The organism is Stenotrophomonas sp. STEN054, assembly GCF_056854535.1.
Map to the genome: position 1 here is coordinate 31,125 of NZ_JBXFWG010000017.1, position 14,812 is coordinate 45,936.

Annotated in this window: 15 protein-coding genes; 6 read left to right on the plus strand and 9 right to left on the minus strand. The window is 67.8% G+C overall.

Translation table 11 applies throughout. The features are described from left to right. Window positions 1-3 precede the first annotated feature (3 nt). Both AC1VXD_RS09065 and AC1VXD_RS09070 read right to left on the minus strand, forming a co-directional pair. Window positions 4-1,155: a PilT/PilU family type 4a pilus ATPase gene (locus AC1VXD_RS09065; protein WP_324809331.1), complete on the minus strand. Its 1,152-nt coding sequence runs from the start codon at window positions 1,153-1,155 to the stop codon at window positions 4-6. Window positions 1,156-1,251: 96 nt separating this feature from the next. Then, a complete protein-coding gene (locus tag AC1VXD_RS09070) occupies window positions 1,252-2,289 on the minus strand; it encodes a type IV pilus twitching motility protein PilT (RefSeq protein WP_004147099.1) in 1,038 nt (345 codons plus the stop codon). Between the two features lie 87 nt (window positions 2,290-2,376). On the opposite strand from AC1VXD_RS09070, the gene AC1VXD_RS09075 reads away from it, so the two are divergent. Then, complete coding sequence (locus AC1VXD_RS09075) at window positions 2,377-3,054, plus strand: YggS family pyridoxal phosphate-dependent enzyme (RefSeq protein ID WP_482991778.1); 678 nt, start codon at window positions 2,377-2,379, stop codon at window positions 3,052-3,054. A 15-nt stretch (window positions 3,055-3,069) separates the two neighbouring features. Next, window positions 3,070-3,891, plus strand: a complete 822-nt coding sequence (gene proC, locus AC1VXD_RS09080; RefSeq protein WP_482991779.1) for a pyrroline-5-carboxylate reductase — start codon at window positions 3,070-3,072, stop codon at window positions 3,889-3,891. A gap of 102 nt (window positions 3,892-3,993) precedes the next feature. Here proC and AC1VXD_RS09085 read toward each other — a convergent pair whose 3' ends face one another. Then, window positions 3,994-4,866: a LysR family transcriptional regulator gene (locus AC1VXD_RS09085; protein WP_482991780.1), complete on the minus strand. Its 873-nt coding sequence runs from the start codon at window positions 4,864-4,866 to the stop codon at window positions 3,994-3,996. A 96-nt stretch (window positions 4,867-4,962) separates the two neighbouring features. Here AC1VXD_RS09085 and AC1VXD_RS09090 point away from each other — a divergent pair, with 96 nt between their 5' ends. Then, window positions 4,963-5,565 carry a short chain dehydrogenase gene (locus tag AC1VXD_RS09090; protein ID WP_482991781.1) on the plus strand — a complete coding sequence of 201 codons (603 nt, stop codon included), beginning with the start codon at window positions 4,963-4,965 and terminating at the stop codon, window positions 5,563-5,565. 46 nt (window positions 5,566-5,611) lie between these two features. Here the strand turns inward: AC1VXD_RS09090 and soxR are convergent, their stop codons facing one another. Continuing rightward, entirely contained in the window at window positions 5,612-6,046 is a 435-nt protein-coding gene (gene soxR / locus AC1VXD_RS09095) for a redox-sensitive transcriptional activator SoxR (RefSeq protein WP_482991782.1), read from the minus strand. Window positions 6,047-6,075: 29 nt separating this feature from the next. On the opposite strand from soxR, the gene AC1VXD_RS09100 reads away from it, so the two are divergent. After that, window positions 6,076-7,497 (plus strand): MFS transporter, encoded by a 1,422-nt coding sequence (locus AC1VXD_RS09100; RefSeq protein WP_482991783.1) that lies wholly within the window; start codon window positions 6,076-6,078, stop codon window positions 7,495-7,497. Window positions 7,498-7,510: 13 nt separating this feature from the next. Here AC1VXD_RS09100 and AC1VXD_RS09105 read toward each other — a convergent pair whose 3' ends face one another. Continuing rightward, window positions 7,511-9,532, minus strand: coding sequence for an esterase/lipase family protein (locus tag AC1VXD_RS09105; RefSeq protein WP_482991784.1), 2,022 nt, complete (start codon window positions 9,530-9,532; stop codon window positions 7,511-7,513). Next, a complete protein-coding gene (locus AC1VXD_RS09110; protein WP_482991785.1) occupies window positions 9,529-10,506 on the minus strand; it encodes an Lnb N-terminal periplasmic domain-containing protein in 978 nt (325 codons plus the stop codon). Before AC1VXD_RS09110 ends, AC1VXD_RS09105 begins: the two co-directional genes overlap by 4 nt. A gap of 172 nt (window positions 10,507-10,678) precedes the next feature. Between AC1VXD_RS09110 and AC1VXD_RS09115 the strand changes: the two genes are divergently transcribed. Then, a complete protein-coding gene (locus AC1VXD_RS09115; RefSeq protein ID WP_482991786.1) occupies window positions 10,679-11,083 on the plus strand; it encodes a GFA family protein in 405 nt (134 codons plus the stop codon). On the opposite strand, the gene AC1VXD_RS09120 is transcribed toward AC1VXD_RS09115, so the two are convergent. Together AC1VXD_RS09120 and AC1VXD_RS09125 are read right to left on the minus strand one after the other, a co-directional pair. After that, a complete protein-coding gene (locus tag AC1VXD_RS09120; RefSeq protein WP_482991787.1) occupies window positions 11,080-11,253 on the minus strand; it encodes a hypothetical protein in 174 nt (57 codons plus the stop codon). The two genes, AC1VXD_RS09115 and AC1VXD_RS09120, sit on opposite strands and share 4 nt — an antisense overlap. A 97-nt stretch (window positions 11,254-11,350) precedes the next feature. Beyond that, complete coding sequence (locus AC1VXD_RS09125) at window positions 11,351-12,796, minus strand: MFS transporter (RefSeq protein WP_482991788.1); 1,446 nt, start codon at window positions 12,794-12,796, stop codon at window positions 11,351-11,353. A gap of 106 nt (window positions 12,797-12,902) precedes the next feature. Here AC1VXD_RS09125 and AC1VXD_RS09130 point away from each other — a divergent pair, with 106 nt between their 5' ends. Next, window positions 12,903-13,796 (plus strand): LysR family transcriptional regulator, encoded by an 894-nt coding sequence (locus AC1VXD_RS09130; protein WP_482991789.1) that lies wholly within the window; start codon window positions 12,903-12,905, stop codon window positions 13,794-13,796. Between the two features lie 70 nt (window positions 13,797-13,866). Here the strand turns inward: AC1VXD_RS09130 and AC1VXD_RS09135 are convergent, their stop codons facing one another. Further along, window positions 13,867-14,592: a hypothetical protein gene (locus AC1VXD_RS09135; protein WP_482991790.1), complete on the minus strand. Its 726-nt coding sequence runs from the start codon at window positions 14,590-14,592 to the stop codon at window positions 13,867-13,869. Between the last annotated feature and the right edge of the window lie 220 nt (window positions 14,593-14,812).

Consider the following 14,812-nt stretch of genomic DNA (forward strand, 5'->3'; position numbering starts at 1 on the left):
AGGTCAACGAACCTCTGAAATCTCCACGCCATCCAGACCCTGCGACAGGGTGCGCGCATCGCCGCCCTGGCTGAGCTTGATGCGCAGGCGCACTTCGTTCTGCGAATCAGCGTAACGCAGCGCGTCCTCGTAGCTGATCTCGCCCGCCTGGTACAGCTCGAACAGGCTCTGGTCGAAGGTCTTCATGCCCAGCTGCACCGATTCCTTCATCAGCTCCTTGAGCTTGTGGATCTCGCCGTCGCGGATATAGTCCTGCACCAGCGGCGTGCCCAGCAGGATCTCCATCGCGACCTTGCGCGAACGGCCATCGGGCGAAGGAACCAGCTGCTGCGCGACCACGCCCTTGAGGTTCAGCGACAGATCCATCAGCAGCTGGTTGCGGCGGTCTTCCGGGAAGAAGTTGATGATGCGGTCCATCGCCTGGTTGGCGTTGTTGGCATGCAGGGTGCACAGCACCAGGTGACCGGTTTCGGCGAAGGCAATGGCGTGGTCCATGCCCTCGCGGGTACGCACCTCGCCGATCATGATCACGTCCGGCGCCTGGCGCAGGGTGTTCTTCAGGGCCGCTTCCCAGCTGTCGGTATCGATGCCGACTTCGCGCTGGGTGATGATGCAGCCCTCGTGCTTGTGCACGAACTCGATCGGGTCTTCGATGGTGATGATGTGGCCAGTCGAGTTCTGGTTGCGGTAACCGATCATCGCCGCCAGCGAGGTCGACTTGCCGGTACCGGTGGCGCCGACGAAGAGGATGATGCCGCGCTTGGTCATCGCCAGCGTCTTGATGATCGGCGGCAGGCTCAGTTCTTCCACGGTCGGGATGCGCGTTTCAATACGACGCAGCACCATGCCCACCTGGTTGCGCTGGTAGAAGCAGCTCACGCGGAAGCGGCCGACACCGGACAGGCCGATGGCGAAGTTGCACTCGTGGGTCTTTTCGAATTCCTCGCGCTGTGCCGGGGTCATCACGTTGAGGACCAGGTCGCGGCTCTGCTGCGGGGTCAGCGGCGTCTGCGTGATCGGCGAGATCTTGCCGTTGACCTTGATCGCCGGCGGCATGCCTGCGGTGATGAACAGATCCGAGGCGCGCTGGTGCGCCATCAGCTTGAGGAACGAGGTGAAATCGATGGTGCTGGCGGTACTGGCGGTGCTGTTCATGGCGGGCTCCCAATGGGCGTTTGCCAGAGATCGGTCGGTGGACAGGACATCGCGGGACGGCGGCATGCATGCGCACCGCCCCACCGTTGCCTCGCCTTACTCGAACAGACGCTTGTCCTTGGCGTACTCGCGGGCCTGGTTGCGGGTGATCAGGCTGCGCTTGACCAGGTCCTGCAGGTGCTGGTCCAGGGTCATCATTCCGTACTGCTGGCCGGTCTGGATGGCCGAGTACATCTGCGCGACCTTGTCTTCGCGGATCAGGTTGCGGATGGCCGGGGTGCCGACCATGATTTCCCACGCGGCGGTACGGCCGCCGCCGACCTTCTTCAGCAGCGCCTGCGAAATGACCGCGCGCAGCGATTCGGACAGCATCGAGCGCACCATCGGCTTTTCGCCGGCCGGGAACACGTCGATGATGCGGTCGATGGTCTTGGCCGCCGAGCTGGTGTGCAGGGTGCCGAACACCAGATGGCCGGTTTCCGCGGCGGTCAGCGCCAGGCGGATGGTTTCCAGGTCGCGGAGTTCGCCCACCAGGATGATGTCCGGATCCTCACGCAGCGCCGACCGCAGTGCTTCGTTGAAGCCGTGCGTATCGCGGTGCACTTCGCGCTGGTTGATCAGGCACTTCTGCGAGGTGTGCACGAATTCGATCGGATCCTCGACGGTGAGGATGTGGCCGTATTCGTTCTTGTTGATGTAGTCGATCATCGCCGCCAGCGTGGTCGACTTGCCCGAACCGGTCGGGCCGGTCACCAGGATCAGACCCTGCGGCTGCTGGATCACCTCGCGGAACAGCGGCGGGCAGGCCAGGTCCTCCAGGGTCAGCACCTCGGACGGAATGGTACGGAACACCGCACCGGCGCCGCGGTTCTGGTTGAAGGCGTTGACACGGAAGCGCGCCAGCGACGGAATCTCGAAGGAGAAATCGACTTCGAGGAATTCCTCGTAATCGCGCCGCTGCTTGTCGGACATGATGTCGTACACCAGCGCATGGACCTGCTTGTGGTCCAGGGCCGGGATGTTGATCCGGCGAACATCGCCATCCACGCGGATCATCGGCGGCAGGCCTGCAGACAGGTGCAGGTCGGACGCTTTGTTCTTTACGGAAAACGCCAACAGCTCGGCGATATCCATGAGCGGCTACTCCCCAATAACGGCTTCGACTGGAAGGATCTTTCCCCTGGCGGCAGTATAGCCTCCTGTCACACTGGAACGCGTTACGTGGCCACTGCCCTGCCCGAGATCCTGAGCAACCTGCACAACGCCGCCGAGGCCGCCGGGCGGCCACCGCCGCGCCTGCTGGCGGTTTCCAAGACCCAGCCGGCCGAGGCCGTGGCCGCCCTGGCCGCGCAGGGCCAGCGCGCCTTCGGCGAGAACTACGTGCAGGAAGCCCTGGCCAAGATGCAGGCGCTGCAGGCGCTGGGGCTGGAATGGCACCTGATCGGCCACCTGCAGTCGAACAAGGCCGAGGCCGTGGCCAGCCACTTCGACTGGGTGCAGAGCGTGGACCGGCGCAAACTGGTGGCGGCCCTGGCCCGCCATCGTCCGGCCGGGCGCGCGCCGCTGAACGTGCTCATCCAGGTCAACATCGACGATGAATCCAGCAAGCACGGCTGTGCGCCGCGGGACGTGGACGCGCTGGCCGAGGCCATCGGCGCCGAGCCCACGCTGTGCCTGCGCGGGCTGATGGCCATTCCCGCGCCCTGGCCGGAGGCCGAGCGCCGTCGCGACGCCTTCGTGCGCATGCGCACACTCTTTGACTCGCTGGCCGCGCGCCATCCGCAGGCGGACACCCTGTCGATGGGCATGAGCAGCGACTACGCCGAGGCCATCGCCGAAGGTGCCACCCTGGTGCGCATCGGCACCGCCCTGTTCGGTGCGCGCCCGCGCCCGGCCTGAACCAAGGAATTCCGCATGACAGTTGAATCGATCACCTTCGTCGGCGGCGGCAACATGGCCCGCAGCCTGATTGCCGGCCTGGTTCGCCAGGGCGTGCCGGCGACGCAGATCCACGTGGCCGAGCCGGTGGCCGCCCTGCGAGAGTCGCTGGCCGCCGATTTCGGCGTGCAGACCCATGACAACGCCGCCGAAGCCGCCGCCCAAGGCCAGACCTGGCTGCTGGCGGTGAAGCCGCAGGTGCTGCGCGAGGTCTGCCAGTCGCTGCAGGCACTGGCCCAGGCGCAGGCGCCGCTGGTGGTCTCGATCGCCGCGGGCATCACCAGCGCGCAGCTGCAGCGCTGGCTGGGCGGTGCGCTGCCGGTGGTGCGTGCGATGCCCAACACCCCTGCCCTGCTTGGCGCCGGCGTGACCGGCCTGTATGCCACGGCGGCGGTGGATGCGCAGCAACAGGCGCAGGCTGATCGCGTGCTGGCCAGCGCCGGGCGCACGGTGTGGATTGATGACGAAGCGTTGATGGATTCGGTCACCGCCGTGTCCGGCAGCGGCCCGGCCTACGTGTTCCTGCTGGCCGAAGCGATGGAGGCGGCCGGCATTGCCCAGGGCCTGCCGGCCGAGGCCGCGCGCGCGCTGGTGGTGCAGACCCTGCTGGGCGCATCGCGGATGCTGGACGAAGCCGGTGAGAGCCCGGCCGAACTGCGGCGCCGGGTGACCTCGCCCAACGGCACCACCCAGGCGGCGATCGAAAGCTTCCAGGCCGATGGTTTCGAAGCTCTGGTGGCCAAGGCGCTGCAGGCGGCGCAGCAGCGTGGGCGGGAGTTGTCGGCGGCCAATGATTGACCCGACCACCAGTAGATCCACGCCATGCGTGGATGGAGCCTTCCCGGTGCACCGACACGCCGGCATCGACGTACGGCCTCGGCATCGACGCATGGCATCGATCTACCCCACGTGCTGCAGCACATACTCCACGAAGCACTGCAGCCGCGGGCGCGGCCTCCGGTCCGGCAGGTAGATCAGGTGCATCGGCCGCGGCTCCGGCACGTACCCGCGCAGCAGCGGCTTCAGGCGCCCGGCCGCGATATCCGCCGCCAGCAGCGCCGTCGGCTGCAGGATGAGCCCGGCGCCGGCCACCGCCGCTTCGCGCAGCGCGTAGCCATCGTTGCTGGTCAACCGTGCGTCCCAATCGACCTGCTCGCCATTGGCCAGCTGCCAGCCATGGCCACCGCGCCACGCCAGATGGCTCAGGCAGTCATGTCCGGCCAGGTCGGTCGGTGTCCGTGGCGTGCCGCGCCGGCGCAGGTAGGCCGGCGATGCGCACAGGCTCATCGCATACGGCGGCAGCGGGCGTGCCACCAGTTCCTCCGAGGGCAGCGGCCCGACCCGGATCGCCGCATCGAAACCGTCCTCGATCAGGTCGACCCGGCGGTTGCTGAGATCCAGTTCGATGTTCAACAGCGGCTGCGCGCGCAGCAGCCCCGACAGCAGCGGTGCCAGCACGCAGCTGCCCCAGGTGGTGGGCGCACTGATACGCAGCAGGCCCTGCGGCTGCCGCTGCAGTCCGGCGACATCGGCCTCGGCCTGCTGCACCTGCTCCAGCACCTGCCGGCAGCCGGCCAGGTAAGCCGCGCCCGCTTCGGTCAACCGCTGGTGGCGTGTGTTCCGCTGCAGCAGCGCGGTGCCCAGGTGCGCTTCCAGCTGCTGGATGTATTTGCCGACCATCACCGCCGACACCTGCAGCTGCACGGCGGCCGCCGCGAAGCTGCCGTGCTCGGCCACGGACGCGAAAGCCTGCATGCAGCGCAAGGTATCCATTGCTAACTCATGGTTAGGAATATGCGAATCATACGCCGCTTACCAAAGCCATATCCGGCGGCGCAGACTGGAGCCCTTCCCCATGAGGACGCCACGATGAAGATCCTGCTTGTCGGTGCCAGCGGCACCCTTGGCCAGGCGGTCGCCCGCCACCTTGGCCAGCATCACGAGATTCTTGCCGCCGGCCGCCGCAGCGGCGCGCTGCGCGTGGACCTGGCCGACGATGAAAGCGTCTCCGCCCTGTTCGCCCAGACCGGCCCGGTCGACGCGGTGATCTCGACCACCGGCAACGTGCATTTCGGCCCGCTGCAGACGATGACCGCCGCGCAGTTCAACAGCGGCCTGCAGGACAAGCTGCTCGGCCAGGTGCGGTTGGCACTGGCGGCGCAGCATCACCTGACCCCGGGCGGCTCGATCACCCTCACCAGCGGCATCATCAGCGCGCAGCCGATCCGCGACGGCGTCAACGCCACCGCGGTGAACCAGGCACTGGAAGGCTTCGTGCGCGCCGCCGCGCTGGAACTGCTGCCGCGCGGGCTGCGCATCAACGCCGTCAGCCCGAACGTACTGGCCGAATCACTGGCGTCCTACGGTCCCTACTTCCCCGGCTTCGAAGCCGTACCCGCGCAGCGCGCGGCACTGGCCTTCCAGCGTGCCGTGGAAGGCATCCAGAGCGGCGAGACCCTCACCGTCTGGTAATTCCGGCAACCGCCGCCGGGCATGGCCCGGCGCTACCGGAGGCGGCTCAGCCCCAGCGCATGGGGCCATCGCCGCGTTCGCCGAGCACGTCGTCGGGGTTGGCCAGGCGGCAGCGCTTCAGCGACAGGCAACCGCAGCCGATGCAGCCGGTCAGTTCATCGCGCAGCAGCTGCAGCATGTGGATGCGTTCTTCCAGCTCCTGCTGCCAGCGCGCGGACAGCCGTGCCCAGTCGGTCCTGGTCGGTGCGCGGCCCTGCGGCAGTGTCTCGAATGCCCGGGCCACCGCTTCCAGCGGCATGCCCACGCGCTGTGCAACGCGGATCACCGCCAGTCGGCGCAGCACGTCGCGCGCATAGCGGCGCTGGTTGCCCGCCGTACGCAGGCTGCTGATCAGGCCCTTGCGCTCGTAGAAGTGCAGCGCCGATACCGCAACGCCGCTGCGGCGGGCCACGTCGCCCACGCTCAGTTCCTGTTCCTGCATTGCTTGACCTCAACCATGGTTCAGGTGTCATGCTGCGTCCTTCGCCGCCGGATGACAAGCGCGGCCCGAGCCTCCTCCCCCGCATGAACACCCCCACCGCAGCACCGGCGACGGCCACGGCCGCACCCGAGTCCATCCTCTCGCCCGCCCACCGCAGCACCACCGTCGGCATGGTCGTGCTGGTCGCCCTGCTCGCCTTCGAAGCGCTGGCCGTGGCCGCAGCGATGCCCACCGTGGCCGAGGCGCTGGATGGCCTGCGCCTGTACGCGCTGGCCTTCGGCGGCACCCTCGCCACCAGCGTGGTCGGCATGACCGTGGCCGGGCGCTGGACCGACCGCAGCGGACCGGCGCGACCGCTGTGGTGGGGCCTGGCCTGCTTCGTGCTGGGCCTGCTGCTGGCCGGGCTGGCCACGCGCATGGGCACACTGGTCGCAGGGCGCCTGCTGCAGGGTCTGGGCAGCGGCGCGATCTCGGTGGCGCTGTACGTGATGGTCGGCCGCAACTATCCCGAGGCGCTGCGGCCGAAGGTTTTCGCTGCGTTCTCGGCCGGCTGGGTAGTGCCGTCGATGGTGGGCCCGGCGCTGAGCGGCCTGATCGTGCAGCACCTGGGCTGGCGCTGGGTGTTCCTGATCGTGCCTCTGCTGGCGATCCCGGCGGCGTTGATGCTGCGGCCGGCGCTGGCGCGGCAGGCGCCGGTTGAAGCCGGCGACGAGGACAACAGCGGCGATGTCGTGCGCTGGGCCATCGGTGCGTCGCTGGCTGCGCTGCTGCTGTATTTCGGTGGCCAGCAGCAAGGCATGCTGGCGCTGGCGTGCATGGGCGTGGCCGTGGTCGGCCTGCTGCTGTGCGGGCACCGCCTGTTGCCGCCGGGCACGCTGCGCCTGCGCCGGGGCCTGCCCAGCGTGATTGCGTTGCGTGGTGTCGCCGCTGCGGCGTTCTTTGCATGCGAGGCCTACCTGCCGCTGCTGCTGCAGCGAGAGCGCGGGCTGTCGCCGAGCTGGGCCGGCGCCGTGCTCAGCCTGGGCGCGCTGGGCTGGTTCAGTGGCTCGTGGCTGCAGGGCCACCAGCAGCGCGGCTGGTCGCGGCAGCAGCTGCTGCGCGTGGGCACGGTGCTGATGACCATCGGCATCACCGCCACCCTGGCGGTGCTGTTCAACGCGGTGCCGCTGCCCGTCGCGCTGCTCGGCTGGACCATCACCGGTTTCGGCATGGGCATGATCTACGCCAGCCTGTCGGTGCTGACGCTGTCGCTGTCCGCGCCGCAGGAACAGGGCCGCAACAGTTCGGCCCTGCAGTTGAGCGAGGCGCTGTGCGTGGCTACCGCGCTGGCGCTGTCGGGTGCATTGTTCGCGCTGTTTGTCGAGCAGGCGCCGCACACCGGTTACGTGCTGTGCCTGGCGATCACGGTGGGCCTGGCGGTGCTGGGCGCGGTGGTGGCGCGGCGGGTTTAATGGTCGTCTGGGGTCACGGCGGCTTACCGGTCCCCACGTCGTCGATGTCACGGTGCAGGATGCGCCGCACTTCCAGCACCGCCTGCGGGCTTTCCTGCACGCTGTGCCCGGAGATGATCACCTTTTCCGACTGCGCGCCCGGCAGGTGCGCGCTCCAGTACGGCACCAGGCCATCGTCGGATTTCTCCAGCGGCAGTTCCGGTTTGCGCTGCGCGATGATCGAGTGGTACTTCAGGCCCGGCTCGATCGGCAGCTGCGCGGCGGCCTTCACGAATGGATCGCTGGCCTTGAGGTTGTCGATGCTGTTGGGGATCTTCGGCTTGGCGGTGCCATCCACCTGCTGCTCGGCCTGCGCCAGCGCCAGGAACACATCCTCGAACTTGCCCAGAATGGTCAGCGGCAGGCGCACCAGCCGGCCGATCAGGCGGCCAACCTTGTTGCCGGCAATGTCGGTTCCCTGGTGCGGGGCCGCGATGAAGATCGCACGCTCCACGTTCGGCTGCGCCTTGAAGTGCAGCAGCGGCCCCAGCTTGCCCTGCACGCGCTTCAGGCGTTCACCCTTCAGGTCATAGTTGGCCAGCAGGTCGTTCCACAGCACATCACCGGAATCACTCACCAGCAGCCGCGCCAGCACGCCGCCCATGCTGTGGCCGATGTAGACCATGTCCTTCGACGCGCGCGTGTTCCCGCCGGGGTCGAAGTGCTGCAACGTGTCGTTGAAGGCGTTGGCGATCTCGTAGCGGTTCAAGGCGATGGGCGCGTTGGTCGGGTAATAGACCTGCCACACCTGGAACTGCCGGCGCAGCTCGGGGTCGCCCATGATCTCGTTGGCCAGGTTCACCCACGCTTCCGGGCTGCTGGCCAGGCCGTGCAGCATGAAGATGATGCGGCGGTTCGGGTCCCACGGCTGCATCAGGTAGATGTGCGGCTCGCCGATGCCCTCGCTCAGGCCAAACAACGTGCGCAGCGACTGCGTGGCGAAGCCGCTCTGAGCCAGCCACAGGCCGTAGGCCGCGGTGAAGTTGCCGGCCAGCGGCACCTGTTCGCCATGCAGGGTGATGCGCTCGGTCGCTTCCGGCGAATACGCGTCCAGCTCGACCCGCCGCGTGCGCATCACATCGTCCAGGCTGTCGCCCTCGAAACGCAGCAGCGCGGTGACATTGACCGAGGACATCTCGCTGAACTCGGGCACGCTGTCGTCGTGCCGATGGCGGCGGCCACGCGCGCCGTCATCCTCGTCCGGCGGGGTCTCGGCCTTGGGGCCGTCAGCGGCCACCACCGGCACCACCAGCTTCGGCGGGTCCATCACCATCACCAGCTCGGCACCGAAGCCATCGCGGCGGTAGGTGCTGCGCAGGCCGACGAAGCTGACCGAACCGGCCGGCACCAGCTGCGAAGGAATGCTCTTCAGCGCCAGCTGCTGGTAGTTGGCGGCCAGCGTCCAGCTGCCGGCGGACATCGGCCGGCTGTAGTCCTCGCCGGCCAGCGCCGCCGCACGCGCACGCGCGAACAGCACCACGGCGGCCTTTTCCGCCGCGTAGTTGTAGTAGTCGCGTACCTGCGTCTGCCGGTCCTCGAACGCTCGGTCCGAGGGCGATCGACCGCTGAAAAACAGGTAGGCATAGCCGTAGCGCGCGGCTTCCAGCCAGGCGTCGAGTGCGGCATCGCTCATCGGCGGCTCGCCGGCGGCGTGCTTCTTCGGGGTCAGTGCCAGCGCGGCCTTCACCCACAGTTCGGACAGGGTCGACAGCCGCTGCTCGACATTCAGGTCATCGGTCATCAGCAGCGTGCTGCGGCAGACCAGGAAGTCTTTCTCCCACTGCGATTCGTCCAGGCCGGCGGCACTGAGCGTCTCGCGCGAGGCCGGACTGAGCTTGCCGGTGTTGAGCACGTCGGCGCGCTTGTTCACCAGCGAATCGCTGGATGCCACCTGCTTGACGGTGACCATGGCGCAGCCGCTGCCCCCCAGGAGGACGAACGCAGCCAGCAGCGCCGGCAGCACGCGCTGCCAGCGCATCGGGAAATCGAAGGTCATTGCTGCGGATCCTGCTCGGTGCCGGGAATGCCGCGGCGGATCACGGTGGAATAGTTCTCGTCCGCTGCCATGTGCAGCGCGCGCTCGGTGATGCGGCCCTTGGCGTGCAGCTCGGCATACGACACACCGGGCACAAGCGCACCCACCTCCTGTGCATACTCGGCCAGGTAGCCAGACAGCAGCAGGCGATAGTCCAGCGGCAGGCCGGGGGCGATATGCCGGGCCAGGTCGAACACGATCGTGGTGCAGTTGCTGGTGGCCGTGTTGTAGAACGCCGGCGCAGCGTCCAGCTGCTTTGCCTCATCAAGATAGGCGGCGAACAGCGCTTTCAGCTGGCCGCGGTCCAGCCCATGCAGGCGGTACAGGTAGACGTCCTCGCCACGGGCATTGGTGCGCGTGCGCAGGATGTCGGTCTCTTCCGAAGCGACCAGGGTCATCTCGAAGCGACGGAAGAAGCCACCCAAGGCCGAGAACGATTCGCCCTGCTCCTTGCGGATCTCCAGCGAAAACACCAGGTGGCGGCCATCGTCGAAACCGAACGACACCAGGGTGTGGGCAATGGCCGGGCCCATCCAGTACGACAGCACCAGATCGGCCGAACGCAGCTGGTCCAGGTCGTATTCGCGGCGCACCCAGCGCGCGTCATGGTCGGTTTCCGTGCGCCAGGTGAAGTCGCGCACGTTGTCCAGCACCACGTGGCGGCCATCGAAGGATTCAACGTGCAGGCGCTGGGCAACGTCGTCGGCCCAGTCGCGGTCCTGGCGCGGGGTCAGCAGCAGCCACCACAGGCCCGCCAGCGCCACCGACGCCACGTAGAAGCCGGTCCAGCGCTTCGTGCCTTTCCCGCGCGCCACCGTCAACGCCGCCCACAGCGCCGCCAGCAGCCACAGCACGGCCACGCCCGCCGAAAGCCAGCCCGGCCCGGGCAGCTGGTAGGCGAACAAACCGGCCACCCACAGCGCCAGCAGCGCCATGGCACATCCTGTCATCCAACGTCCTGCGGCTCTCACGGGCATCCTGTCGCGTAGGGGGGGCGGCATAGTTAGCCACAAGCCGGCTGGCGCTGGCATCACCGACCCATTCAGCAACGGCCGCGGGCCGGCCTGTCAGCGCATACTGGCCGGGTCACCACAGCGGGGAACAGCGATGGGAATCACCTCAGTAGCCGGCGTGGCCGTGCAGCCCCGGCACCGCGCCACCTGCCATTGCGGCGCGGTGGAGCTGCTGCTGGACCTGCCCGACGGCATCGTCGACCCGCGCCGCTGCGACTGCTCGATGTGCCGGCGCCGCGGCGCCATCGCCGCCAGCGTTACCCGCGAGGGGCTGCAGGTGGTGCGCGGCAAGGACCAGCTGCGCCTGTACCAGTTCAATACCCACGTGGCGGAACATTACTTCTGCGGCATCTGCGGCATCTACACCCATCACCGGCGCCGCTCCAACCCGGACCAGTACGGTTACAACGTCGCCTGCCTGGAAGGCATCGATCCCTTCGCGCTGGGCATCATCCCGGTCAATGACGGGGTCAACCACCCCGCCGACCGCACGGCCTAGTGGCGCGTGCGGCGCGTGGCCGGAGCGATCTTCTGCCACGGTGCCATGCCGCTGCGCCCGGCCCGTGCGGGGCGCTTCAGCCACGGCCTGCGCGGTGGCAACGGCGGTTCGAGGGCCATCGGCGGCGGCAACGGACGGCGGCTGGGCCAGAGATGATCAAGCAGCCACATGGCAGGTCTCCGTGGGGGACGGGGATGACCGACTCTAGGCGTGCGGCGGCATAGGCCGCGTGAGTCCTTGCCTACACGGCGATGACACCCAGGCGGCTTACACCGTGTCGGCCACGCCTTCATGCGAAGGCGCGCTGCGCCCCAGCAGCAGCTGCAGCAGCAGCGCGCAGGCAAAGGTCAGCGCAGACAGCACGCGCAGCAGGGTGGCCAATGCCTCGCCACTGGCCTGCTGCAGTTCGGCCACTGTGGCGTGCGGCAGCCATGCCTGCGCGGTCTCCAGATCACCGGTCACCAGATACATCGATGCCGATGCCGTAGCCTCCGGCCAGGCGGACGGCAGGTGGCGTCCGATCAGCCCCGCCAGCAGCGCGGTCACCGCCGCCAGGGCAATGCCTTCGCCGGCCACGCGCACGGTGCCCAACATGCCGGCGGCCATGCCGGCACGCTGTACCGGCACCACGCTGACCGACAGGCCGTCCATCAGGCCCCACGGCAGCGCCGCGCCTGCACCGATCAGCAGCAACGGCGGAGTCCACAGCATCGGCACCGGCGTGGCGGCATGCCGCGACAACCACCACAGGCCCTGCGCGCACAGCAGCAGGCCCAGCGTGCACAGCAGCGTGCTGCCGAAGTGCTGCGCCCAGCGCGCGGCCAGCATCGGCAGCAGCTGCAGCGGCAGCACCACCAGCAGCACCACGTAGCCGAAGCAGGTGGCTACCGGCAGCAGCTGCACGCCGACGAAGGCGCGCTGCGAGAACAGCGTGAGATCAAGCAGCGGTGCTGCCTGCCGGCGCTCGATCCAGACAAACAGGGACGCCAGCACGGCGCAGGCGACGAAGGCCATCTGCACACGCGGTGCGCCGATGCCATGCTCGCCCAGCCACAGCAGCGCCAGCGTAAGGCTGGCCAGCATCAGGCTGAAGGTCAGCATGCCCGCCACATCCAGGCGCACGCGGTCGCCATGGCTTTCGCGCAGCACGCGCGCACCGATCAGGCATGCCAGCAACGTCAGCACGCCACTGGTGGCGAACACGCTGCGCCAGCCACCCAGCTGCAGCAGCGCGCCGGCCAGCAGCGGCCCCAGTGCCAGCCCGGCGCCGAAGGTGGTGCCGAGCAGGGCGAAGGCGCGTGCGCGGCCCGGCCCCTGCCAGGCCTCGGCCAGCGCCGCCGTGCCCGAGGCCAACGCGGCGGCGGCAGCCACGCCCTGCAGGCCGCGCGCGATATCCAGCCACACCAGGTCAGGCGCCAGGCAGACGCAGGCGGTGGTGGCGGCGAAGCCGGCGGTCCCGGCCAGGAATACGCGACGCCGGCCCAACCGGTCGGCCAGCGCACCGGCAGCCAGCAGCAGGCCGCCAAAGGTCAGCATGAAGGCATTGGTCACCCAGGCCAGCGCCAGCGGCGAAGCACCCTGCCCCAACTGCAGCGACGGGACGACCACCGCACCTGCGGAAAAGGCCAGCGGCAGCGCGAGCGCGGCCAGGCACACGGCGAGCAGCGCACCGCGTCCAGCGGCGCGGGAATCCTGGGCACAACGGGGGGCCATGCGGTCCTCCTTTCACGAAGGGCCGTGATGATGAATGTGCGTTGCCCCGGGAAAAACACGTTGCGAGGATGTTGATTGCGTCCATACATTCCGCAATCATTCCGACATGGACTCGATTTCCGCCCTGCTCGCCTTTGTCCGCACTGCCGAGGCCGGCAGCATCGTCGGCGCCGCCCGTGTCCTCGGCCTCACGGCCTCGGCGGTCGGCAAGCGCATCGCCCGGCTGGAACAGGACCTTGGCACGCGCCTGTTCCATCGCACCACCCGCCGCCTGCACCTGACCGACGAAGGCGAGCTGCTGCTGCAGCGCTGCAGGCGCGCCTTGGATGAGCTGTCCGACGCCCAGGCCGATCTCGCCCATCGGCAGAATGCGCCGCGCGGGGTGCTGCGCATCGGCCTGCCGACCATCGGCTACCGCTTCCTGCTGCCGGTGCTGCCCGGCTTCCAGCAGCGTTACCCGCAGGTGCAGCTGGAACTGGATTTCAACGATCGGCTGGTGGATGTGGTCAACGAAGGACTGGATGCGGTGATCCGCAGCGGCGAGCTGGCCGACTCCAGCCTGATGTCACGCCAGCTGGGCACGTTCCGCTTCATGGTGTGTGCGTCGCCGCAGTACCTGCAGGCATGCGGCATGCCGCAGCAGCAGGCGGACCTGCAGCGGCTGGCGGCGGTGCGCTTCCGCTTTCCCAGCAGCGGCAAGCTGCAGCCGTGGACCCTGCCCGGCCACCACGGCGACGCCGCCGCCGACATGGCCACCAGCATGACCTGCAACAACATGGAGGCGATGCTGTCGGCCACCATCGGCGGCATGGGCGCGGGCTGGATGCCCGATTTCCTTGCGGCCGATGCGCTGGCCGATGGTCGTCTGCAGGACGTGCTGCCCACGCTGCCGCACCAGCAGGGTCAGTTCTCGCTGCTGTGGCCCGGCAACCGCCAGCCCAGCGCGCGCCTGCGGGTGTTCATCGACTACATGGTCGAACACCTGTTCGACGCGAAGTAAAGCCCGGTCACCAGGTGGCGTTGCGACAACTCCGGAGGCCATCAATCAGGCCTGCCGTCACCGATCGCGCTCACACTGCGACAAGGCTCCAGCAGCCGTCAGGATTGACGAACAGATCGCCAACATCCCGCAGGTCTGCTTCCAGCTCCAGTCGAAACACCTGTGCACCTTCTTCGACACTGAAGGTGTGCCCATCGAGCAGCTGCGGAGCTTCCACCAGGCGGTAGAAGTTGAACCGATTCATCACATCGGCGGCGGTGTCCATGGGAACTGCGCTGGACACCTTGCATTCGGCCAGACCGAAATGGTGCATCCCGCACGACACATAGACGTCAGCGCCTCCGGTAAGAACAACGCCGAGGCAATAAAGATCGAACAGGTTACCGTGCAGTCCACGTTCCCAGCCCTCCCAGTCATGAGCGCTTCCACAGGACTCGACCTTGACGGCATACCCGCCCAATTCCCGAAGCAATCGGGTTGTGGTGGCAATCCATTCAATCTGCTCATGCATGAGTCCGTCGAATTCCAGATAGACGACGCTCTCGTGTCGACCGACTTCATCGAGCAGCGCTGGATGCAATCGACCCTGACCGGCGATGGAGAAAGCTTCGGCCATTTGATCGTAGCGCGGTGCGACATTCATCCGCACATGCCGTCCTTGCCCGACCTCCATCAGTATCCCGCCCAGAAACATGAAACGGCCCGGCGTGGGCGTGGTGGCGACACGACGTACCAGCTCGTTGTGATCCTTCCAAGGGCCCGGAATGCAAAGTACCAATGAGGCCGGCTTGTTCATTGAGATCCTGTCGAAATTGGAAGCAAGCAATAACGTTGCTGCACCACGTCCATATGAGTCAATTCCGCGGGGACTGGCTCCAACGCTGGGAGAATTAAGAGAAGGCTCTAGAGCACATGTACCGGGCAACCACCGGGACAGCCAACTGACCCAGCTGCAACACAACCATGGTCCAGAAGCGACAATCCGCGCACGATAGACTGGGCGGCCATATCGGAAG